Raw genomic sequence first — 20722 nt, forward strand, 5'->3', positions numbered from 1 at the left:
TCCACCCGATTTGCTTGAGTCGATCGCTTCACGTCAAAGACGCTAACGCCTGCCACTGACAATGCGCCCCGACGCCCGTCCTGCCTGTGGATAACTCGGGCACTTCCCCGCGAAATCGCCGTCCAGAGCCCCGCCGGAGATTCCATAAGAATGGATGTTCGATTTTGGTGTCAAGCGCACCACCCGCCTCAACCGCGACCCGTGGGCGTGTGCGTGGATGCCCTACGAGGAGTCCCGCACGGCTTTCCCGGCCGCTCCCTCCGCCGCTTCCCCTCCCTCCACCGGATCCGTCTGCCCAGACCCGCGTACCCAGCCTCGTATGCGCGTGAGGAGAGCGCCTGAGCCCCGCCTGCGGTGTCCGTGCACCCGCGGGTCGTCCGTGACGTCGTACCGCTTGACATACGCCCCCAGGAAGGCCTGCAGCGTGGCGACGGCGGGGATGGCGATCAGCGCGCCGACGGCACCGAGCAGCGCGGTGCCCGCGATGACGGACCCGAAGGCGACTGCCGGGTGGACGTCCACGGTCCTGGCGGTCAGCTTGGGCTGCAGCACGTAGTTCTCGAACTGCTGGTAGATCACGACGAAGACCATCACCCACAGCGCGTACCAGGGATCGACTGTGAAAGCGATCAGCATGGGCAGGGCGCCGGCGAGATACGTGCCGATCGTGGGGATGAACTGCGAGACCAGACCCACCCAGACGGCGAGCACGGGCGCGTAGTCCACGCCGAGGGACTCCAGCAGGATGTAGTGCGCTATGCCCGAGATCAGTGCCATCAGGCCGCGTGAGTAGATGTATCCGCCGGTCTTGTTGACGGCGATCTCCCAGGCGCGCAGCACCTCGGCCTGGCGGGCGGGCGGCAGTACGGAGCACAGCGCGCGCCGCAGTCGCGGTCCGTCGGCGGCGAAGTAGAACGAGAACAGTGTGATCGTCAGGAGCTGGAAGAGACCACCCACGACCTGGGCGGACACGTCAAGGACGCCGCCCGCGCTGTTCTGCACGTACCTGCGGAGCCAGTCGGAGCGGAGCAGGCTGTCCTGGATGTCGACGCGGCTGAGCTCCGTGTGGAAGGTCGTGTTGATCCAGCTGATCACCGAGTCGACGTACTTCGGGAAGTCCTCGACGATGTCGACGATCTGCCCGGCGAGCATCGAGCCGAGCAGTGTGACGAAGCCCGCGCTCACGATCATCACGGCGAAGAACACGAGCGCGGTGGCCAGTCCTCTGCGCATACCGTACGCAGCCATCCAGCTCACCGCGGGTTCGATGGCAAGCGCCAGGAAGAACGCGATCAGGATGTTGATCAGCAGCCCGGTCAGCTGGTGGAAGGCCCAACTGCCCAGTTGGAAGCAGGCGATGAGGGCGAGGGCGAGCACCATGGCGCGCGGCAGCCAGCTTGGCATGCGGGCGCGCCCCGTCGGACCGTGGGTCGAGGGCCGCGTGGGCGGCGTTGTGCCAAGCGGGGATGCCTGCTGTCCGACCTGGGCGGTCTCATCTGTCGATGCCACCGTCCAAGTCTCGCCCACGCCACCGGCAATCGGCCTAGGTCCTCGGATCTTTGTGGTCGGTCAGCGCTTTTCGTACGGAACGTTCATGGCCGTGCACACCGCGCGCCACACGTCCTTCGCCTCCCAGCCCGCGTCCAGCGCCTGGTGCACGGTGCGTCCTCCGAGCTCCGACATCACGTGATCGCGCGCGAAGGTGTCGGCGTACCCCTTGCCGAAGTGTTCCGCCATCCGCTGCCAGAAGACCGTCAACCGCATGACTTCAGTATCCCGCCCCTGAGAGTGGGGCCGAGCCGGGACCGCTTGTCGAGAACGCTTTCCGTCCTACGGTCGGACCATGGCCGAAACTGGAGCATCCCCACTCCCCCCGAAGCACCCGGCACACTCCCCGCTCGCCCGCGCCGAGCACTTCGTCTGGCTCACCGCGCGCGTGCTGGAGCAGCGGCGTTTCGCGTACCACTTCCTCGGTGGCGATGCCGACGCGGTGGAGACCGCGCTGGCCGCCTACCGCAATCAGGACGAGGGGTACGGCCACGCGCTTGAGCCCGATTTTCGTGGCCCGGTCAGCCAGCCCCTGCACACCGGGCACGCGCTGCGTGTCCTGGACTCGATCGAGCGGTGCGGCGGGCAGCGGGTGGAGCGTGTGTGCCGCTATCTGACCGCCGTGTCGACGCAGGACGGCGCGCTGCCGGCGATCCATCCCAGCCAGCGCGGCTATCCCGTGGCCCCCTTCGTGCCGGTCGTGGACGATCCGCCCAGTGAACTCCTCGCCACAGGGCCCGTGGTGGGCCTGTTGCACCGCAATGAGGTGTGGCACGCCTGGCTGTTCAGGGCCACCGATTTCTGCTGGCAGGCGGTGGAGTCTCTGGAGAAGTCGCATCCGTACGAGATCGAGGCGGCCGTGGCCTTTCTGGACTCGGCTCCCGATCGTTCGCGCGCGGAGGCGGCCGCCGACCGGCTCGGCCGTCTGGTGCGCGAGCACCGGCTTGCAGCGCTGGACCCGGAGCGGTCTGAGGAGTTTCCGGTGGCGCCCGGTTACGCGCCGGGCGAGCACCACTTCGCGCACGACTACGCGAAGACACCGGACTCGCTCGCGCGCGCGTGGTTCACCGACGAGGAGATGGCGCGCTCGCTGGACTTTCTGGCCGACGCGCAGGAGGAGGACGGCGGTTGGCCGATCCGTTGGCGTCAGTGGGCGCCGGGCGCGGCCCTGGAGGCGCGTCCGATCGTCACGATCGAGGCGTTGTGCACTCTGCGGGCGTACGGGCGCCCTGTCGGCTGACGTGTCCGGGGGCTTCCAGGGCGGCGCGTACGTAAACCGACCTCTACGCGCGCGTGCCGCCCATCGGCCTCCACGCGCGTGCCCGCCCTGTACGTCAGCCGGTCATCGCCCGCACCCCTGCCGTAACCACCACAGCCGCCGCGACGACGAGCAAGAAGGGAGCCCGCAGAAGCAACGCCACGGCGGCTGCCGCGAGCCCGGCGGCCTTCGCGTCCAGGACCAGGACCCGGCCGTCGGCGAAGGTCTGCTGGGCCGTGAGGGCGGCCAGCAGGGCGACGGGCAGCAGGGCGGCCAGCCGTTGGACGAGCGGCCGTTCCAGGACGCCCGCGGGGACGAGGAGACCGATGAGCTTGACGGCATAGCAACCGACGGCTGTCACGGCGATCGCGATCCAGATGTTCAACGGTCCTCCCCTGGTGCGTCGTTGGCGGGCTTCACAGCGGTCGTACGCCCCTTGCGGCGGCCCTCCGCCCACAGGACAGCCGGGGCGGCGAGCGCGGCCACCAGGACGGGCACACCGGCGGGCAGTACGGGCAGAAGTCCGAGGCCGAGGACGACCGCGAGGCCCGCGACGGCCCGCTCCGTGGTCGTCTTGAGCATCGGCGCGAGCAGGGCCAGGAAGACGGCGGGCCCGGCGGCGTCCAGGCCCCATGCGTTGGTGTCGCCGATTGCTTCGGCCCCCAATGCGCCGAGCAGCGTGGTGAGGTTCCACAGCACGTAGAGGGTCAGTCCAGTGACAGTGAAGCCGATCCGCACACTGCGTCGTGTGGGTTGAGCGAGCGCTACGGCCGCGGTCTCGTCGATGACCCACTGGGCAGCGAACGGCCGCACCGCGCGCGGGAGGGCCAGCAACTGCGAAAGACGCAGCCCGTAGAAGGCGTTGCGCATACCAAGGAAGAACGCGCCCGCGGCGGCGGTGAACGGGTTGCCTCCGGCCGCGAGCGCTCCCACGAGGGCGAACTGCGAGGCGCCGGTGAACACCAGGAGGCTGAGCGCGCAGGTCTGCAGCAGGGTGAGGCCGCTTCCTGCCGAGGTCACCCCGAAGGCGAAACCGGACAGTCCGACGGCGATCCCGACTCCGAGTGCGTCTCGTACGACGGCGGCGTCGGGTTTTCCGCCGTCTTCACCACGTGTGTCTGCGAGAGCTGTCTGTTCTGCCACGCCTTGGACGGTAGAAGGAGCCCCTCCTGTGGGTCTTGTACGTTCTTGCGCTCGCGCTGGTATGCCCCTGGCGGCACGCCCACGATCCGGGTGAAGTGGCGGTTGAGGTGCGGCTGGTCGGTGAAGCCCACCGCGTGGGCGGCTTCGGCGGGCGCGGTGCCGGCGTCGAGGAGGTGGCGTACGCGGCGTACGCGGGCGTCGGTCAGCCAGGCGTGCGGAGGCATGCCGTAGGTGTCGCGGAAGGCGCGCAGCAGCGCGAAGGGGCTGGTGCCGAGGTCGGCGGCGAGCCGTTCCAGGGTGGGCGGGTCGGTCATCCGTTGCTCGAGGACGGCACGCGCGCGTGCAGCGATTCGGGCGCCCGCCGTGCGCGGGGCGCGCTGCGGGAGCGGCCCGCCGTTCAGTCGCAGCAGCCGGGTGACGGCGACTCTCAGCAGGGTGTCGGCGGCGAGTGCGTTGCCCTCGTCGGTTGCACGCAGCACTTGGTGGACCAGGCGTGCGGCGTAGGGGTCGTCGAGCACCGGCGTGATGAATCCGGGGGTGCCGCGGATCACGGTGGTTTCGGCGGCGATCTCGGCCACCAGGTCGGGGGACGGGTAGACCGCTCCGTACCGCCAGCCCTCGGGACCGCCCGCGCGACCCGTGTGCGGGGTATCGGGGTTGACCAGGGCCAGGGAGCCGGGTCCCGCGTACTGGTCAGCGCCGCCGTGATGGAAGACCTCGACGCCGTCGGCGATGGCGGCGATGACGAAGTTCTCGTGGGTGTGCCGGACGAAGGTCTTCCGGATGTACCGGGCGCGCAGCAGGTCGACACCTGGCAGTTCCGGGTACTGCCAGTGCCGCGCTCGCTCGCCCGAACCTGCCATGTCCCCATTCTGCGCCAGGTCGCCGGCCGGGTTCGGCGGGTTTCGGGCAGCGGGTATGGCTGCCGTCAGGCCCGGCCCCGCCCTCTGCTGGGAGCCGAGACGGTTCGGGGTCACGACGGGTCCCGGACGGTGCGTACGCCCTCATCGCAGCGCGAAGCGCCCCGCACCGCCGCCTGCGCCGGCCTCGGCCACAGCCCGTACCTCTGCCCCAGACGCCTCGCGCACCCCCCAGGATGTCGTTTTCGCAGGTCAGACCCATTGTCAGTGGCGGGGTGCAGGATGGGGGCATGGTCAGGTCTGCGCATGGTGCCCTCGACGGCTTCTCGCCCGCGACCCGCGGCTGGTTCGCGGGGGCCTTCTCCGCGCCCACCGACGCCCAGGCCGGGGCTTGGCGGGCTATCGGGGCGGGCTCGGATGTGCTTGTGGTCGCGCCGACCGGCTCCGGCAAGACGCTGGCCGCGTTCCTCGCCGCGCTCGACCAGCTGGCCTCGACGCCACCGCCGGCCGACCCCAAGAAGCGCTGCCGAGTGTTGTACGTGTCGCCGCTCAAGGCGCTCGCGGTCGACGTCGAGCGGAATCTGCGCAGCCCGCTGACCGGCATCAAGCAGGAAGCAGTGCGCCTCGGGCTGCCCGAGCCCGAGGTGAAGGTCGGCATCCGTTCCGGCGACACCCCGCCCGCCGAGCGCCGCGCGCTGTCCACGCGCCCGCCGGACATCCTGATCACGACGCCGGAGTCGCTGTTCCTGATGCTCACCTCGGCCACGCGCGAGGCACTGACCGGTATCGAGACGGTGATCCTGGACGAGGTGCACGCGGTCGCGGGCACCAAGCGTGGCGCCCATCTCGCCCTGACCCTGGAGCGGCTCGACGAGCTGCTGCCGAGGCCTGCGCGCCGCATCGGCCTGTCCGCGACGGTGCGTCCGGTGGATGAAGTGGCGCGCTATCTCTCGCCGCGCCGCAAGGCGGAGATCGTCCAGCCGCCGTCCGGCAAGGAGTTCGACCTGTCGGTGGTCGTTCCGGTGGAGGATCTCGCCGAGTTGGGAGGCTCCCCGGTCGCCGACTCCGACGAGGGTGCCGAGCGCCCGTCGATCTGGCCGCATGTCGAGGAGCGGATCGCCGATCTCGTCCAGGCACACCGCTCGACGATCGTGTTCGCGAACTCCCGGCGGCTCGCGGAGCGGCTCTGCAACCGGCTCAACGAGATCGCGTACGAGAGGGCGACGGGCGAGCCTTTGGAGAAGCACCATGCCCCCGCCGAGCTGATGGGCGGTTCGGGCGCGGCCCAGGGCGCCCCGCCGGTCATCGCGCGCGCCCACCACGGCTCGGTCTCCAAGGAGCAGCGCGCGCTGGTCGAGGAGGACCTGAAGGCAGGCCGGCTGCCCGCGGTGGTCGCCACCTCCAGTCTCGAACTGGGCATCGACATGGGCGCGGTGGACCTCGTCGTGCAGGTCGAGTCCCCGCCGTCGGTGGCTTCCGGTCTCCAGCGCGTCGGCCGCGCGGGGCACCAGGTCGGGGCGGTCTCCACCGGTGTCGTCTTCCCCAAGTACCGAGGGGACCTCGTCCAGGCCGCCGTCGTCACCGAGCGGATGCGCACCGGCTCCATCGAGTCCCTCCGTGTCCCGGCCAACCCCCTGGACGTGCTGGCCCAGCAGCTGGTCGCCATGACCGCCCTGGACACCTGGCAGGTCGACGACCTGCTCGCGACGGTCCGCCGGGCCGCACCCTTCGCATCGCTTCCGGAGTCCGCGTTCACGGCGGTGCTCGACATGCTCGCGGGCCGCTATCCGTCCGACGCCTTCGCGGAGTTGCGGCCACGCGTCGTCTGGGACCGCGTTGCCGGGACGGTCACCGGCCGCCCGGGCGCGCAGCGCCTCGCCGTCACCTCGGGAGGCACGATTCCGGACCGCGGCCTCTTCGGGGTGTTCCTCGCGGGCGCCGACCCCAAGAAGGGCGGAGGCCGGGTCGGCGAGCTCGACGAGGAGATGGTCTACGAATCCCGCGTCGGCGATGTCTTCACGCTCGGCACCAGCTCCTGGCGCATCGAGGACATCACGCGCGACCGCGTCCTCGTCTCGCCCGCGCCCGGAGTACCGGGCAGGCTGCCGTTCTGGAAGGGCGACCAGCTGGGCCGCCCGCTCGAACTGGGCCGCGCGGTGGGCGCGTTCCTCCGCGAGGTCGGCTCCCTGCCGAAGGACGACGCCCGGCTCCGGCTCCTCGCCGCCGGCCTCGACGCCTGGGCCGCCGACAATGTCCTGTCCTACCTGGCCGAACAGCGCGAGGCCTGCGGCCACATCCCGGACGACCGCACCATCGTCGTCGAGCGGTTCCGCGACGAGTTGGGCGACTGGCGAGTCGTCGTGCACTCCCCCTTCGGCGCCCAGGTCCACGCTCCCTGGGCCCTCGCGCTGGGCGCCCGCCTCTCCGAGCGGTACGGCATGGAGGCGCAGGTCATGCACGCCGACGACGGCATCGTGCTGCGCCTACCGGACGCCGACCTGCTGGGCTTGGACCTGCTCGACCAGGAACCAAGGGCGATGGGCACCGAGTATGACTCGGAGCAGGCCCCTGTGGGTGCGGCAGACGTCGCCTTCGACAAGGGCGAGGTCGACCAGATCGTCACCGACCAGGTCGGCGGATCCGCCCTGTTCGCGTCCCGCTTCCGCGAGTGCGCCGCCCGCGCCCTGCTGCTGCCGCGCCGCAACCCCGGAAAGCGCACCCCGCTGTGGCAGCAGCGCCAGCGTGCCTCCCAACTGCTCCAGGTGGCCAGCGAGTTCGGCTCCTTCCCGATCGTCCTGGAAGCGGTACGCGAGTGCCTCCAAGACGTCTTCGACGTCCCCGGCCTCACGGAACTGATGGGCGACCTCGAGTCCCGAAAGGTGCGGCTCGTCGAGGTCACGACACCGGAGCCGTCACCGTTCGCGCGGTCACTGCTGTTCGGATACGTCGCGCAGTTTCTGTACGAGGGCGATTCCCCGCTCGCCGAGCGACGCGCCGCCGCCCTGTCGCTGGACTCTCGGCTCCTCGCCGAACTCCTCGGCCAGGCCGAGCTGCGCGAGCTCCTGGACGCCGAAGTCCTGACCGAGCTGGAGCGCGAACTCCAGTGGCTCACCGAGGACCGCCGCGTCAAGGACGCCGAAAGCGTCGCGGACCTGCTGCGCCTGCTCGGCCCCCTCACGGACGCGGAACTGACCGAGCGCGGCGCCGAACCGGAGTGGGCCCCGGAGCTGGCCGCGTCCCGCCGCGCCATCCGGGTCCGGATCGCCGGGGCTGACCACTGGGCGGCGATCGAGGACGCGGGCCGACTGCGTGACGCGCTCGGCACGGCGCTGCCCGTCGGCGTCCCCGAGGCCTTCACCGAGCCGGTCAAGGACCCGCTCGGCGACCTCCTCGCGCGGTACGCACGCACCCACGGTCCGTTCACCTCGACCGCGGCGGCGGCACGCTTCGGCCTCGGTACTGCGGTCACCGAGGGCGCCCTGCAGCGGCTCGCCGCGGGCGGCCGTGTCGTACAAGGAGAGTTCCACCCGGCCGGCATCGGCCAGGAATGGTGCGACGCGGCGGTGCTGCGGCGGCTGCGGCGCCGTTCGCTCGCGGCGCTGCGGCAGGAGTTGGAGCCGGTGCCGCCCGCCGCACTCGCCCAGTTCCTGCCGCAGTGGCAGCATCTGGGCAGCGGGCACGGGCTGCGCGGCATCGACGGGCTCGTACGCGCCGTCGAGCAGTTGCAGGGCGCCTCGGTGCCCGCCTCCGCGCTCGAGAAGCTGGTCCTGCCGTCCCGTGTCGCAAACTACGCTCCGGCGATGCTCGACGAGCTGACCGCCGCCGGCGAGGTGGTGTGGGCCGGAGCGGGCGCACTGCCCGGCAAGGACGGCTGGGTGTCGCTGTATCTGGCGGACGCGGCCCCCCTGCTGCTGCCGGCCCCGCATCCTCTGGAGCTGACCGCGCTCCATCAGTCGGTCCTGGACGCCCTCTCGGGAGGCTATGGACTCTTCTTCCGCCAGATCGCCGACCAGATCCGCGCCACCACGCACCCCGACGCCACCGACCCCCAACTCGCCGACGCCCTTTGGGACCTGGCCTGGTCGGGTCGGCTGACGAATGACACCCTCAGCCCGATGCGCTCCCTCCTGGGCTCTGGTCGCACCGCGGGTTCCACCGCACATCGCGCGAAGCGCACGGTGCCGCGCGGCCGGTACGGCAGCCTGACAGCCGCAGCACGCCCCGCCTCCCGTACCGGCCCTCCCACCGTCGCGGGCCGCTGGTCACTGCTCCCTGACCGCGAGGCCGACCTCACCGTGCGCGCCCACGCCCTGGCCCGCACCCTGCTCGACCGGCACGGCGTGGTCACCCGGGGTGCGGTCGCCGCGGAAGGGGTCGAGGGCGGCTTCTCGGCGACGTACCGCATCTTGTCCGCCTTCGAAGACAGCGGACAGGCACGCCGGGGCTACGTGGTGGAGGGGCTCGGTGCCGCACAATTCGCGATGGACGGCGCGGTGGACCGGCTTCGCGCGGCGGCCAACGCACGCGAGCGAGGCGAGACTCTGCCAGAGGCGGCGTTCCCGGGCGCCAACACCGGCTTTCAGGACCCCTACGCCGCCGTCCCCTCCGACACCGGCTTCCCCGGCGGCCTCGCCTCGCGCCCCCGCCCGAGCAATGCCACCCGTGCCATCGTCCTGGCCGCCGCCGACCCGGCAAACGCGTATGGGGCGGCCCTCCCCTGGCCCGACCCCCCGGCCGACGCGGGTCACAAGCCCGGCCGCAAGGCGGGTTCCCTGGTCGTGCTGGTCGACGGCGAGCTGGCCCTCTACATGGAGCGCGGCGGCAAGACCCTCCTGGCCTGGCCCTCCGCCTCGGACGACACCCCTCTGAACGACCCACGCCTGCGCATAGCCTCCGAGGCCCTCTCCGCAGCCGCCCGTGCGGGCTCCCTCGGCACGGTCACTGTGGAGCGTGTGAACGGCGCCTCGGCCCTGACGTCGCCCTTCGGCACACTCCTGGAAGGAGCCGGTTTCCACGCGACGCCGCGGGGCCTGCGCATGCGCGCATAAGCCCACCCGGCGCAGCACACACGCACCGACGGACCTGACGAAGCTCGGAGCACCGGGCCGCACCAGGCCGCGCCGGCCTGGCCCCCGCCGCCCGCTCCCCTCGCCGACGCCCGCTCGCCTCCCCAGCCGACCGCCAGCCGTCCCAGGCGACCAGTCGTCCCGCCCGTCCTCAGCCACACAACCCGACCAACATCCCGCCCGCCACCAGCCTCCCCGCGTTCCCGACCAAGACGCCCCCGCCCACCCCATGCGACCCTGGACCCCATGCCCGAAGGAGACACCGTCTGGCAGACCGCCCGGCGCCTGCACTCAGCGCTCGCGGGCCACGTGCTCACCCGCTCCGACCTCCGGGTGCCCAAGTACGCCACGGCCGACCTCACCGGGCGTACCGTCCTGGACGTCACCCCACGCGGAAAGCACCTGCTCACCCGTATCGAGGGCGGGCTGACGCTGCACACGCACCTGCGGATGGACGGTTCCTGGAAGGTGTACGCGCCCGGCGAGCGCTGGAGCGGCGGTCCCGGCCACCAGATCCGCGTGATCCTCGGCACCGCGGAGCACACAGCCGTCGGCTACCGGCTCCCTGTACTCGAACTGATCCGCAGCACCGACGAGCATCGGGCCGTAGGTCACCTCGGCCCCGACCTCCTGGGCCCGGACTGGAACCCCGACAAGGCCCTGGAGAACCTCCTGCGCGACCCGGCCCGCCCGCTCGGCGAAGCCCTCCTCGACCAGCGCAATCTCGCCGGAATCGGCAACGTCTACAAGAGCGAGCTCTGCTTCCTGCTCCGGGCGACTCCATGGCTGCCCATCGGCGACCTCCCCGCCGAACGTGCCGCCCAACTGCCCGCCCTCGCCAAGAAACTCCTGGAAGCCAATCGCGACCGCCCCGCCCGCAGCACCACGGGCCGCCGCGACCAGAATCTCTACGTGTACGGCCGCACACCCCGCCCTTGCCTGCGCTGCCGCACCTCGATCCGTACGGCGAACCAGGGCGACGGCTCCCGGGAGCGTCCCACGTACTGGTGCCCGACATGCCAGTCGGGCCCAGCCCCCGAGACGAGGCCTTCTGGATGACGTGCACCAGGGCACGTACAACCCGTCCACGCACCACTCCACCCCCATCCCGTACGACTAATTGACGACCCGTCAGAAAATCTCGTACGGTCCCTTCATGCCCGTCACGGCGTACGACCTCACCGGACGCACCGCTTTTGTCACCGGCGCCGCGAGCGGCATCGGCCGCGCTTGTGCCGTGCTGCTTGCGGAGGCAGGGGCTGTCGTCCACTGCGCGGACCGCGATGACCGGGGCCTCGACGAGACGGCGGCCCTGATCAAGGACAAGGGCGGCGTGGCCCACACATACGCCCTCGACGTCACCGACCGCGCCCGGCTCGGCCAGGCGGTCGCGGCCTGCGAGCGTCTCGACGTGATGGCCGCCGTCGCGGGGATCATGCACAGCAGTCCGGTCCTGGAGACGCGCGACGAAGACCTGGACCGTGTACTGCGCGTCAACTTCAAAGGCGTGCTGTATGCGTGCCAGGAAGCGGCCCGCGCCATGATCGCGTCCGGGACACGCGGCAGCATCGTGACCATGGCCTCGGGCGCTGTCGACACCGGAGGGCCCGGGCTGCTCTGCTACGGGGCGGCGAAGGCGGCCGTCGTCCAGTTGACGAAGACCCTGGCGACCGAGATGGGGGCGCACGGCATCCGCGTCAACGCGGTCGCTCCGGGCTGGATCCGCACGCCCATGACAGACCGCCATGACGACGAGTCCCAGGCGCGGACCGAGGCATTCATGGCCCGGATGTCGCCGCTGGGCCGGGTCGGCGAGCCGGAGGACATCGCGCACGCGGTCCTGTATCTCGCCTGCGATGCCTCGGCCTTCACGACGGGCCAGATTCTCCGCCCGAACGGCGGCGTGGCCATGCCCTGGTAGCACCAGTGCCGATCCACTCCGGCCCAGGCCTCGCGTCAGCCTTGGCCCGGGCTTTCGGCACGCAGTGCACCGGAAGCAGACTCAACCCCCACCCCCCGGCCACGACCATCCCCTCCCACGCCCCGACATCCGACGCAAACGCCCATCGCACCACTCCGCAGCACCACAGCGTCCCGCCCCCGAGCGCCAGCCCCCACCGCCCTATTCGCATCGCTCGCCACGCCATGGCGCCACCTCCAACCCGCCAACCGACGCTAGACCACGACCGTGAACCACCGGCAGGGCGCATCAATCCCCACGAGGCGCCCAGCGCACCCACACACGAAAGGTGCTGTCGCTCCGCTTCGAGCGCCCCCCGGCCCCTCAACCATCGCCGTCCCGGGACACACCGGCAAACGGTGCAAATGTAATGAAATCGAAATACAAATGCCCCGACGGCCACCCTCCGGATCGAACGAATCCCCAGCAGCCACCCTCCAGCAACGCAAAAACCCCGACCGCACCCCTCCAGGTCTCCCCGGAGAGGCCCCGATCGGGGCCCTCACACAGTTCTCAGCCGGTTCTCAGCTCATGAGAGCTTGCTCACGACCGACCACAAGCCGGCAGCCGTTCAGGCGGCGACTACGTCGACCGCCTCGGTCGGCGCCTTGATCGTCACTCGTTCCGGTGGCACACCCGTCACTGACACAGAATTGAGCATCGGGCGTACTGGCGTTGGCACAGGCTCGGTGACCGCTGCCGACTGGGCCAGCTCGGCGAGCGCGAGTTCGTCGCTCACTTCTCGCATGAGCTCGGACATCCGTACGTCCAGCGCGTCGCAGATCGCGGAGAGCAGCTCGGAGGAAGCCTCCTTCTGCCCCCGCTCCACCTCGGAAAGATAGCCGAGTGAAACTCGGGCGGACGAGGAGACTTCGCGCAGAGTACGGCCCTGGCGCTGGCGCTGCCGACGCAGCACGTCACCAAGCAGGCGACGGAGCAGAATCATCGGTGGCTCCCTCCTCGGGCCGTGTAGCCGCATCCTTCTCGCCCCACCGTACCGCCTTGCGCCGCGGCCGTGCGGGGAGCGATGTCGTGTTCACTCAGGGCTGCAAACATCAATTCCCCCCGTTCTGTTCCGTATCCTGTGCCCGCTCATTTCCCAGCTGTTCGTGCTCCAGCTCCTCCAGGAGAAGCCCGAGCACGCTCCGTACACTCTCCATACGGATTTCCGTCCGGCCGCCGTTCAACCGCAGCGCCGCCACTTTCCCGCCACCAAAACCGCCGCCGACCTCCACGGAAGGCCCGTCGACGGCAATGAAAACCGTGCCGACCGGCTGCCCGTCCTGGGTTTCGGGACCTGCGACACCGGTGGTCGCGAGGCCCCAATCCGCGCCGAGCACCTTGCGTACGCCGGCCGCCATCTGGGCTGCGACCTGCGGATCCACCGCCCCCCGCTGTTCCAGAAGGGTGGCGTCGACGCCCAGTACATCCTGCTTCACATCGGTGGCGTACGAGGTCACGGAGCCGCGGAAGGCTTTGGAAGCCCCCGGCGCGGCCGTGATCTCCGCTGCCACCAGGCCACCCGTCAGGGACTCTGCGACAGCCAGTGTCTCGCCTCTCACTGTCAGTAGTCTCAGCACTTCAGCAGCTTGGGAAGCAGTCATTCCGCCTCCTTCGCCGCTGCTTTCCGCTCGGCGAGACCCTGGCGTCGCAGCACAATGGCTTGTCTCACATAGTCGATGCCGGTCACCACGGTCAGGGCGACCGCCACAGCCATCACCCAGAACCTCAGGGTCGCCAATGGCCCCGTCAGCGCCAGGACGTACATCCCGACCGCCGTGCCCTGGGCGAGCGTCTTCATCTTGCCGCCGCGGCTCGCCGGAATGACGCCGTAGCGGATAACCAGGAAACGCAGCAGGGTAATTCCGAGTTCCCGCCCGAGGATGACACCCGTCACCCACCACGGCAGATCGCCGAGCGAGGACAGACAGATCAGCGCTGCCCCCATGATCGCCTTGTCGGCGATGGGGTCGGCGATCTTCCCGAAGTCGGTGACGAGGTTGTACGTACGCGCAAGGTGGCCGTCGAAGATGTCGGTGATCATGGCAACCGCGAAAGCGGCCCAGGCCCAGGCCCGCCAGACGGGGTCGTACCCGCCCTCGGCCAGCATCAGCGCGACGAAGCCCGGCACGAGGACGAGGCGGAGCATGGTCAGGAGGTTCGCGACGTTCCAGAGGCTGGCCTGGTTCACGGCCACGGCGCCCAGCTTCCCGCCGCGCGACGACTTCGAGCCCTGAGCACCGGAAGCGCCCGTACCGGGGGCGCCGGCGGCAGCACCACGCGTGCCGGGCGTGCCGGGGCCGCCCGCCGCGGATGCCGGGACTCCCGTCATCTGGCAGCCTCCTCAGGACCTGCGAGCGAGCCCGGGAGCGGCTCGGCCACCAGGTCGACACCTTCCGTACCGACCACCTTCGCCTCGACCATACGACCGACCGTCAGACCCTCGCCGCTCGTGAACAGCACCTGGCCGTCGGTCTCCGGCGCCTGGTGCGCCGCACGGCCGATCGCGCCCTCGGCGGCGTCGAGCGACTCGACGAGCACCTCCACGGTCTCGCCGACGCGCTCCTCGGCCCGCTGCGAGACAAGCTCCTCCGCGAGCCGCGAGACCCGGGCCAGCCGCTCGGCGACGATGTCCTCGTGCAGCTTGTTCTCGTACGTCGCCGCTTCCGTGCCCTCCTCGTCGGAGTACCCGAAGACGCCGATCGCGTCCAGCCGCGCACCGTTCAGGAAGCGCTCCAGCTCGGCCAGGTCGTCCGCGCTCTCGCCGGGGAAGCCCACGATGAAGTTGGACCGCACACCGGCCTGCGGGGCCCTGGCGCGGATCGTGTCGAGCAGCTCCAGGAACCGGTCGGTGTCTCCGAAGCGCCGCATCGCGCGCAGCACACCGGGAGCCGAGTGCTGGAAGGACAGGTCGAAGTAAGGCGCGATCTTCGGCGTCGAGGTCAGTACGTCGATGAGCCCGGGCCGCATCTCGGCGGGCTGCAGATAGCTGACCCGCACCCGCTCGATCCCGTCGACCTCGGCGAGCTCCGGCAGCAGCGTCTCCAGGAGCCTGATGTCGCCCAGGTCCTTGCCGTACGAGGTGTTGTTCTCGGAGACCAGCATGATCTCCTTGACGCCCTGCTCTGCCAGCCAGCGCGTCTCCCCCAGGACGTCGGACGGCCGCCTCGAGATGAACGAGCCGCGGAAGGACGGGATGGCGCAGAAGGAGCAGCGGCGGTCGCAGCCCGAGGCCAGCTTCACCGAGGCGACCGGAGAGCCGTCGAGACGGCGGCGAAGGGGCGCACGGGGGCCCGAAGACGGAGCAAGCCCCTCCGGAAGATCGGCCGGTCCGTGCCCGGGAAGCGCGACCTCGACGGCGGACTCCTGCCGTTCGGCAGGGCTGATCGGCAGCAGCTTGCGGCGGTCCCGCGGGGTGTGCGCGGCGTGGATCCCGCCGTTCAGGATTGTCTGGAGCCGGTCGGAGATGTCCGCGTAGTCGTCGAAGCCCAGCACGCCGTCGGCCTCGGGGAGGGCCTCGGCGAGCTCCTTGCCGTACCGCTCGGCCATGCAGCCGACGGCGACGACGGCCTGGGTTCTGCCGTGTCCCTTGAGGTCGTTGGCCTCAAGGAGGGCGTCGACGGAGTCCTTCTTGGCGGCTTCGACGAAGCCGCACGTGTTCACGACGGCGACGTCCGCTTCCTCGGCGTCCTTCACGAGATGCCAGCCGTCCGCCTCCAAGCGGCCTGCGAGCTCCTCCGAGTCCACCTCGTTACGAGCGCAGCCAAGAGTGACGAGTGCGACGGTACGGCGTTCAGGCATGGGCTCAAGACTACTTCGTCCCACTGACAGCCCACGTCGACGGGGTTGGCCGTCCTTGGCCAACCCCGTACCCGCCTGCCCGAAAAACCCGGTGCCCGTCTGCACCTGATGCCGTGCGACTCAGCCGACCTCGGGGTCGCCCTTCGTGTACGTCAAGCGCTCGACCCCTCCGGGCCGGAACTCGTCGTCGATCTTCTTGCCGTTGACGTACAGCTGGAGCGCACCCGCGTCACCGAGGACGAGGTCGATCTTCTCCTTGTCCTGGAAGGTCTTGGAGTCGCCCTGCTCCAGGAAGCCGTCGAACAGCCGTCGGCCGTTGTGATCGTGGGCCGAGATCCAGCTGCGCCCGTCGGGGGCGGTCACCCGGACGGTGACCTTGTCCCGCGGCGCCGCCGCGATGGCGCTGTCCGACGCGTCGGGCGTGGGTTCGGCGGTCTTTTCCGGCTTGCGGTCGGGGGACTTGGTGGCGGCGGGCTTTGAACCCTCGGCGACCTGTGTCTTCGCATCGGCACCGTCGTCACCGCCGCTGAACAGCGTGAAGCCGACGAATCCGATCACGGCGACGATCGCGGCGACCATGGCTGCCGTCCAGTTGGGCCGCTGGCGCTCCGGACGGATCCGTTCCGCCTCGAACAGCGGTGCCGCCGGCGTCGGGGCCGGACGCCCGCCGTGCTCGGCGGCGTACTGCGTGAGCAGCGGATCCGGATCTATGTGCACGGCGCGTGCCAGGGTCCGGATGTGACCGCGCGCGTAGACATCTCCGCCGCAGGCGTCGAAGTTGTCCTGCTCGATCGCCTGCACGATGGCGATGCGGACCCGGGTGGCGTTACTGACATCGTCGACGGTCAGCCCTGCGTCGATACGTGCCTGCCGCAGCGCACTGCCGATCGAGGGACGGTCGTCTTCTTCGAAGGGACGCTTGTCCTCAGGGAAGTTGTCCTCAGGGGAGTTGCCGATGGACACGGGGGCGCCTTTCGAGCGAATAGCCACCTGTGCTGGAGGTTCAGTCTATGGGGGGTGCCAAAGGGTGGGGCAACCGGGCGGTATGACTTTGTACGCCATCGGAATGGCCGGACATCCTGATGGTGGGACACGTACCTGTCCCACCCCTCAACTTGACGTGCGCCGGAGGGAAACGGTTGCTCGCCGCTTCTTTACGGATGAGTCACGTTCGCGCATCGTCGACCCACTCGCACAGGGACCCGGCCCGCACCGATTCCTGACGGTGATTCCTTACGGTTGAGCCTCCCCACGGATCACCGCGAGCACTCCGTCCAGCTCGTCAGGTTTCACAAGAACATCACGAGCCTTGGAACCCTCGCTCGGCCCGACGATGTTGCGGGACTCCATGAGGTCCATGAGCCGCCCGGCCTTGGCGAACCCGACGCGCAGCTTGCGCTGGAGCATCGAGGTGGATCCGAACTGCGTGGAGACGACCAGTTCGGCCGCCTGGCACAGCAGGTCGAGGTCGTCGCCGATGTCCTCGTCGATCTCCTTCTTCTGCTTGGTGCCGACCACGACGTCGTCCCTGAAGACCGGCGCCATCTGGTCCTTGCAGTGCTGTACGACCGCCGCGACCTCGTCCTCGGTCACGAAGGCGCCCTGCATACGGACCGGTTTGTTGGCCCCCATCGGCAGGAAGAGCCCGTCGCCCTTGCCGATCAGCTTCTCGGCGCCGGGCTGGTCGAGGATGACGCGGCTGTCGGCGAGCGAGGAGGTGGCGAAGGCCAGCCGGGACGGCACGTTCGCCTTGATCAGACCGGTGACGACATCGACGGAGGGCCGCTGAGTGGCGAGGACGAGATGGATACCGGCCGCGCGCGCGAGCTGCGTGATGCGCACGATGGCGTCTTCGACATCCCTGGGGGCGACCATCATCAGGTCCGCGAGCTCGTCGACGATCACCAGCAGATACGGGTACGGGCTGAGCTCACGCTCGCTGCCCTCGGGCAGCTTGACCTTGCCGTTCCTGATGGCCTCGTTGAAGTCGTCGATGTGCCGGAATCCGAACGCCGCGAGATCGTCGTAACGCAGATCCATCTCCCGTACGACCCACTGCAGCGCCTCGGCGGCCCGCTTCGGGTTGGTGATGATCGGCGTGATCAGGTGCGGAACGCCTTCGTACGCGGTGAGTTCGACGCGCTTGGGGTCGACGAGCACCATGCGGACGTCCTCGGGGGTCGCCCTGACCATGATCGACGTGATCAGACAGTTGATGCACGACGACTTACCGGACCCGGTCGCTCCGGCCACCAGCACGTGCGGCATCTTCGCGAGGTTGGCCATCACGTAGCCGCCCTCGACGTCCTTGCCGAGCGCGACCAGCATCGGATGGTCGTCCTCGGCCGCGTCGGCCAGCCGCAGTACGTCGCCCAGGTTGACCATCTCGCGGTCGGTGTTGGGGATCTCGATGCCGACCGCCGACTTGCCGGGGATCGGGCTGATGATCCGCACATCCGGGCTGGCGACGGCGTACGCGATGTTCTTGGTGAGCGCCGTGATGCGCTCGACCTTCACGGCGGGGCCGAGCTCCACCTCGTACCGCGTGACCGTCGGGCCGCGCGTGAATCCGGTGACGGAGGCGTCGACCTTGAACTCGGTGAAGACGGTGGTGAGCGACTCGACGATGGCGTCGTTGGCGGCGCTGCGCGCCTTGCCCGGGCCGCCGCGCTCCAGGAGGTCGAGCGACGGCAGGGAGTACGTGATGTCGCCGGAGAGCTGGAGCTGTTCGGCGCGCGGCGGGAGTTCGCGTGGCTCCTCCGGGGGCGCCTTGGTCAGGTCGGCGACCTCGGCCTTCAGCATCTCCTGCTTGGGCTTGCCGCCCTTGCTGCGCGCGGCCGGTACCGGCGTCGTCTCCTGGTGCCCACCACCCGTGTCCTCGCGGTCCCCGCGATCCGCCCCGACGCCCTGCGTCAGATCAGCCACGAGCGCCGAGGGCGGCATCCCGTGCATCACGGCACCGTCGAGCGCCGCTGCGGCCGCCGCGGCCACGTCCACCGCGTCCCTCTGCCGGTCCGCGGCGGGTTGCTGCGCAGGGGGCCGCCTCGAGCGGCTGCGACGCTTGGAGAGCGCCTCCTGCTCGGCGCTGTCCGGGTCGTACTCCTCGGACGCCGGGGGCGCGGAGCGGCGCTTTCGGGAGCGCGCGGGCAGCGCCTCGCGCCACTGATCGTCGTAGCGCTCGTCGTCCTCGCTGAAGTCGCCCTCGGCCGTCTTCGGCTGCACGAGGCCGAGCTTGGCGCCGAGGAGCCGAAGCCGCTGCGGAATGGCGTTCACGGGGGTCGCCGTGACGACCAGGAGCCCGAAAATGGTGAGCAGCACGAGGAGCGGTACGGCCAGGATCTGGCCCATCATGTACGTCAACGGCGTCGCCGCGCCCCAGCCGATGAGCCCGCCGGCGTCCCGTATCGCCTGCATGCCGTCGCTGCGCGCGGGCGCGCCACAGGCGATGTGGACCTGGCCGAGTACGCCGATGACGAGCGCGGACAGGCCGATGACGATACGTCCGTTGGCCTCTGGCTTCTCGGGGTGCCGGATGAGTCGTACGGCGATCACCGCGAGCAGGAGCGGCACAAGCAGGTCGAGGCGGCCGAAGGCGCCGGTCACCAGCAGCTCGACGAGGTCGCCGACAGGGCCCCGGAGGTTGGACCAGGTGCCCGCGGCGACGATCAGGGCGAGGCCGAGCAGCAGCAGGGCGAGTCCGTCCTTTCGATGCGCCGGGTCGAGCCCCTTCGCGCCCCGCCCTATGCCTCGGAACACGGCGCCGACGGCGTGTGCGAGACCGAGCCAGAGGGCGCGTACGAGCTTGAACACGCCCCCAGTGGGACTGGGCGCCGGCTTGGGTGGCGCTTTCTTGGCCGCGGCCTTCTTCGCAGGAGCCTTCTTGGCCGGGGCCTTCTTCGCGGGGGCCTTCTTCGCCGCAGCCTTCTTCGGAGCGGCCGCCTTCTTCGCGGTCGACTTCTTGGCTGCGGGCTGACGAGGGGCCATGGGTGTGAGGTTACCGGGGGAGACCACTGCGGACACGTGTGCCTTCTGCTTCACCCGTTCGTGTCGCCTCCACAGAGGCGTCAAGTTGACGGGCCCTCAACCGCGGTAGCGGACTCGCAGGGCAAAGCACGCCGGAGAGCAGCGCCTTTCAGCTCAGCTCGCAGGCAGGTAACCAACACACACGCGGGCCATCAGCTCATACGCGGACCAGGCGACACCGAACTCCCGCATTTCCGCCGTTGTGCAAACTCAGTTCTGCGAAGGCAGAGAAGCCGCGCCGTTCCCCGAACCCGGTTCCAGCGCATCCAGCGCCCTGCGCAGTCCTGTGAGCTTGCGCTCGAGATGGGCTGCGGTCGCCACCGCCGCCGCATCCGCCGAGTCGTCGTCCAGCTGCTTGGAGAGCGCCTCGGCCTGCTCCTCTACGGCCGCGAGCCGCGCGGAGAGTTCGGCGAGCAGTCCAGCCGGTTCCTTGGCCTCCGCGCTCTTGCCGCCACCGCCCTCCAATTGGAGCCGCAACAGCGACGCCTGCTCCCGGAGTTGGCAGTTCTTCATGTAGAGCTCGACGAACACGGAGACCTTCGCCCGCAGCACCCACGGGTCGAACGGCTTGGAAATGTAGTCCACCGCGCCCGCCGCGTATCCCCGGAAGGTGTGGTGCGGGCCGTGGTTGATGGCGGTGAGGAAGATGATCGGGATGTCCCGGGTCCTCTCCCGCCGCTTGATGTGCGCGGCGGTCTCGAAACCGTCCATGCCCGGCATCTGGACATCCAGCAGAATGACCGCGAAATCGTCCGTGAGCAGTGCTTTGAGCGCTTCCTCCCCGGACGATGCCCGAACCAGTGTCTGATCGAGCGCAGAGAGGATGGCCTCCAGCGCCAGCAGATTCTCCGGCCGGTCATCGACCAGGAGGATCTTGGCCTTCTGCACCATGGCCCGTCCTCCTCGCCCCGGCAGTGCACCGGGCGCCGCCCCAGGGGACGACTCCCTTACGCCGCCCGTCCTTGTGCCGGTCATGGTAGCCGCACCCCGCCTGTCGCCACACCCTGTCACCGCGATGTCACTGTGCACGTAGCAGAAACGCGGCAGGAGACCAGAAGGTTCC

The 20722-nt window shown here is 70.0% G+C and carries 15 protein-coding genes and 1 pseudogene; 4 read left to right on the forward strand and 12 right to left on the reverse strand.

From position 1 onward, the window contains the following. Positions 1-222 precede the first annotated feature (222 nt). Together ACFYO0_RS40190 and ACFYO0_RS40195 are read right to left on the reverse strand one after the other, a co-directional pair. Positions 223-1509, reverse strand: coding sequence for an AI-2E family transporter (locus ACFYO0_RS40190; protein WP_388686363.1), 1287 nt, complete (start codon positions 1507-1509; stop codon positions 223-225). Positions 1510-1569: 60 nt separating this feature from the next. Further along, positions 1570-1764: a DUF3046 domain-containing protein gene (locus ACFYO0_RS40195; protein ID WP_344390026.1), complete on the reverse strand. Its 195-nt coding sequence runs from the start codon at positions 1762-1764 to the stop codon at positions 1570-1572. A gap of 79 nt (positions 1765-1843) precedes the next feature. Here ACFYO0_RS40195 and ACFYO0_RS40200 point away from each other — a divergent pair, with 79 nt between their 5' ends. Beyond that, positions 1844-2788 carry a hypothetical protein gene (locus tag ACFYO0_RS40200; protein WP_388686364.1) on the forward strand — a complete coding sequence of 315 codons (945 nt, stop codon included), beginning with the start codon at positions 1844-1846 and terminating at the stop codon, positions 2786-2788. A 94-nt stretch (positions 2789-2882) separates the two neighbouring features. Here the strand turns inward: ACFYO0_RS40200 and ACFYO0_RS40205 are convergent, their stop codons facing one another. From ACFYO0_RS40205 to ACFYO0_RS40215, 3 genes and pseudogenes are all read right to left on the reverse strand, one after another. Further along, the gene (locus ACFYO0_RS40205; RefSeq protein ID WP_388686366.1) at positions 2883-3191 is read right to left on the reverse strand and encodes an AzlD domain-containing protein; all 309 of its coding nucleotides are present in this window, start codon (positions 3189-3191) and stop codon (positions 2883-2885) included. After that, positions 3188-3949, reverse strand: a complete 762-nt coding sequence (locus ACFYO0_RS40210; protein ID WP_388686367.1) for an AzlC family ABC transporter permease — start codon at positions 3947-3949, stop codon at positions 3188-3190. Before ACFYO0_RS40210 ends, ACFYO0_RS40205 begins: the two co-directional genes overlap by 4 nt. Before the next feature lie 113 nt (positions 3950-4062). Next, a pseudogene (locus ACFYO0_RS40215) lies at positions 4063-4812 on the reverse strand (AraC family transcriptional regulator); the annotation flags it as partial. A gap of 287 nt (positions 4813-5099) precedes the next feature. Here ACFYO0_RS40215 and ACFYO0_RS40220 point away from each other — a divergent pair. The 3 genes from ACFYO0_RS40220 to ACFYO0_RS40230 all read left to right on the forward strand — a co-directional run bounded on the left by ACFYO0_RS40220 (position 5100) and on the right by ACFYO0_RS40230 (position 11796). Further along, positions 5100-9857, forward strand: a complete 4758-nt coding sequence (locus ACFYO0_RS40220) for an ATP-dependent helicase (RefSeq protein ID WP_388686369.1) — start codon at positions 5100-5102, stop codon at positions 9855-9857. 264 nt (positions 9858-10121) lie between these two features. Then, on the forward strand, positions 10122-10934 hold the full coding sequence (locus ACFYO0_RS40225) for an Fpg/Nei family DNA glycosylase (RefSeq protein WP_388686371.1): 813 nt from the start codon (positions 10122-10124) through the stop codon (positions 10932-10934). 97 nt (positions 10935-11031) lie between these two features. Beyond that, on the forward strand, positions 11032-11796 hold the full coding sequence (locus ACFYO0_RS40230; protein WP_388686372.1) for an SDR family NAD(P)-dependent oxidoreductase: 765 nt from the start codon (positions 11032-11034) through the stop codon (positions 11794-11796). A 610-nt stretch (positions 11797-12406) separates the two neighbouring features. On the opposite strand, the gene ACFYO0_RS40235 is transcribed toward ACFYO0_RS40230, so the two are convergent. The 7 genes from ACFYO0_RS40235 to ACFYO0_RS40265 form a co-directional block, all read right to left on the reverse strand. After that, positions 12407-12781, reverse strand: coding sequence for a helix-turn-helix transcriptional regulator (locus ACFYO0_RS40235; RefSeq protein WP_328768251.1), 375 nt, complete (start codon positions 12779-12781; stop codon positions 12407-12409). 109 nt (positions 12782-12890) lie between these two features. Beyond that, positions 12891-13439 carry a CinA family protein gene (locus ACFYO0_RS40240; protein ID WP_388686375.1) on the reverse strand — a complete coding sequence of 183 codons (549 nt, stop codon included), beginning with the start codon at positions 13437-13439 and terminating at the stop codon, positions 12891-12893. After that, positions 13436-14167 carry a CDP-diacylglycerol--glycerol-3-phosphate 3-phosphatidyltransferase gene (gene pgsA, locus ACFYO0_RS40245; RefSeq protein ID WP_388686377.1) on the reverse strand — a complete coding sequence of 244 codons (732 nt, stop codon included), beginning with the start codon at positions 14165-14167 and terminating at the stop codon, positions 13436-13438. The genes ACFYO0_RS40240 and pgsA overlap by 4 nt, the downstream gene beginning before the upstream one ends. After that, positions 14164-15636: a 30S ribosomal protein S12 methylthiotransferase RimO gene (rimO, locus tag ACFYO0_RS40250; RefSeq protein WP_388686378.1), complete on the reverse strand. Its 1473-nt coding sequence runs from the start codon at positions 15634-15636 to the stop codon at positions 14164-14166. Before rimO ends, pgsA begins: the two co-directional genes overlap by 4 nt. Positions 15637-15756: 120 nt before the next feature. Next, positions 15757-16599 (reverse strand): helix-turn-helix domain-containing protein, encoded by an 843-nt coding sequence (locus ACFYO0_RS40255; RefSeq protein ID WP_388686379.1) that lies wholly within the window; start codon positions 16597-16599, stop codon positions 15757-15759. Positions 16600-16869: 270 nt separating this feature from the next. Continuing rightward, a complete protein-coding gene (locus ACFYO0_RS40260) occupies positions 16870-19620 on the reverse strand; it encodes a DNA translocase FtsK (protein ID WP_388686381.1) in 2751 nt (916 codons plus the stop codon). Positions 19621-19869: 249 nt separating this feature from the next. After that, positions 19870-20550, reverse strand: coding sequence for a two-component system response regulator (locus ACFYO0_RS40265; RefSeq protein ID WP_388686382.1), 681 nt, complete (start codon positions 20548-20550; stop codon positions 19870-19872). Between the last annotated feature and the right edge of the window lie 172 nt (positions 20551-20722).

The organism is Streptomyces sp. NPDC006365 (genome assembly GCF_042870755.1).
Taxonomy (GTDB): domain Bacteria; phylum Actinomycetota; class Actinomycetes; order Streptomycetales; family Streptomycetaceae; genus Streptomyces; species Streptomyces xiangluensis.

Excerpts from the sequence above, each read along its gene's own strand:
- ACFYO0_RS40195 (WP_344390026.1), bottom strand. The coding sequence starts at position 1,764 with ATGCGGTTGACGGTCTTCTGGCAGCGGATGGCGGAACACTTCGGCAAG.
- ACFYO0_RS40200 (WP_388686364.1), top strand. The coding sequence starts at position 1,844 with ATGGCCGAAACTGGAGCATCCCCACTCCCCCCGAAGCACCCGGCACAC.
- ACFYO0_RS40220 (WP_388686369.1), top strand. The coding sequence starts at position 5,100 with ATGGTCAGGTCTGCGCATGGTGCCCTCGACGGCTTCTCGCCCGCGACC.
- ACFYO0_RS40225 (WP_388686371.1), top strand. The coding sequence starts at position 10,122 with ATGCCCGAAGGAGACACCGTCTGGCAGACCGCCCGGCGCCTGCACTCA.
- ACFYO0_RS40230 (WP_388686372.1), top strand. The coding sequence starts at position 11,032 with ATGCCCGTCACGGCGTACGACCTCACCGGACGCACCGCTTTTGTCACC.
- ACFYO0_RS40235 (WP_328768251.1), bottom strand. The coding sequence starts at position 12,781 with ATGATTCTGCTCCGTCGCCTGCTTGGTGACGTGCTGCGTCGGCAGCGC.
- ACFYO0_RS40240 (WP_388686375.1), bottom strand. The coding sequence starts at position 13,439 with ATGACTGCTTCCCAAGCTGCTGAAGTGCTGAGACTACTGACAGTGAGA.
- pgsA (WP_388686377.1), bottom strand. The coding sequence starts at position 14,167 with ATGACGGGAGTCCCGGCATCCGCGGCGGGCGGCCCCGGCACGCCCGGC.
- rimO (WP_388686378.1), bottom strand. The coding sequence starts at position 15,636 with ATGCCTGAACGCCGTACCGTCGCACTCGTCACTCTTGGCTGCGCTCGT.
- ACFYO0_RS40260 (WP_388686381.1), bottom strand. The coding sequence starts at position 19,620 with ATGGCCCCTCGTCAGCCCGCAGCCAAGAAGTCGACCGCGAAGAAGGCG.
- ACFYO0_RS40265 (WP_388686382.1), bottom strand. The coding sequence starts at position 20,550 with ATGGTGCAGAAGGCCAAGATCCTCCTGGTCGATGACCGGCCGGAGAAT.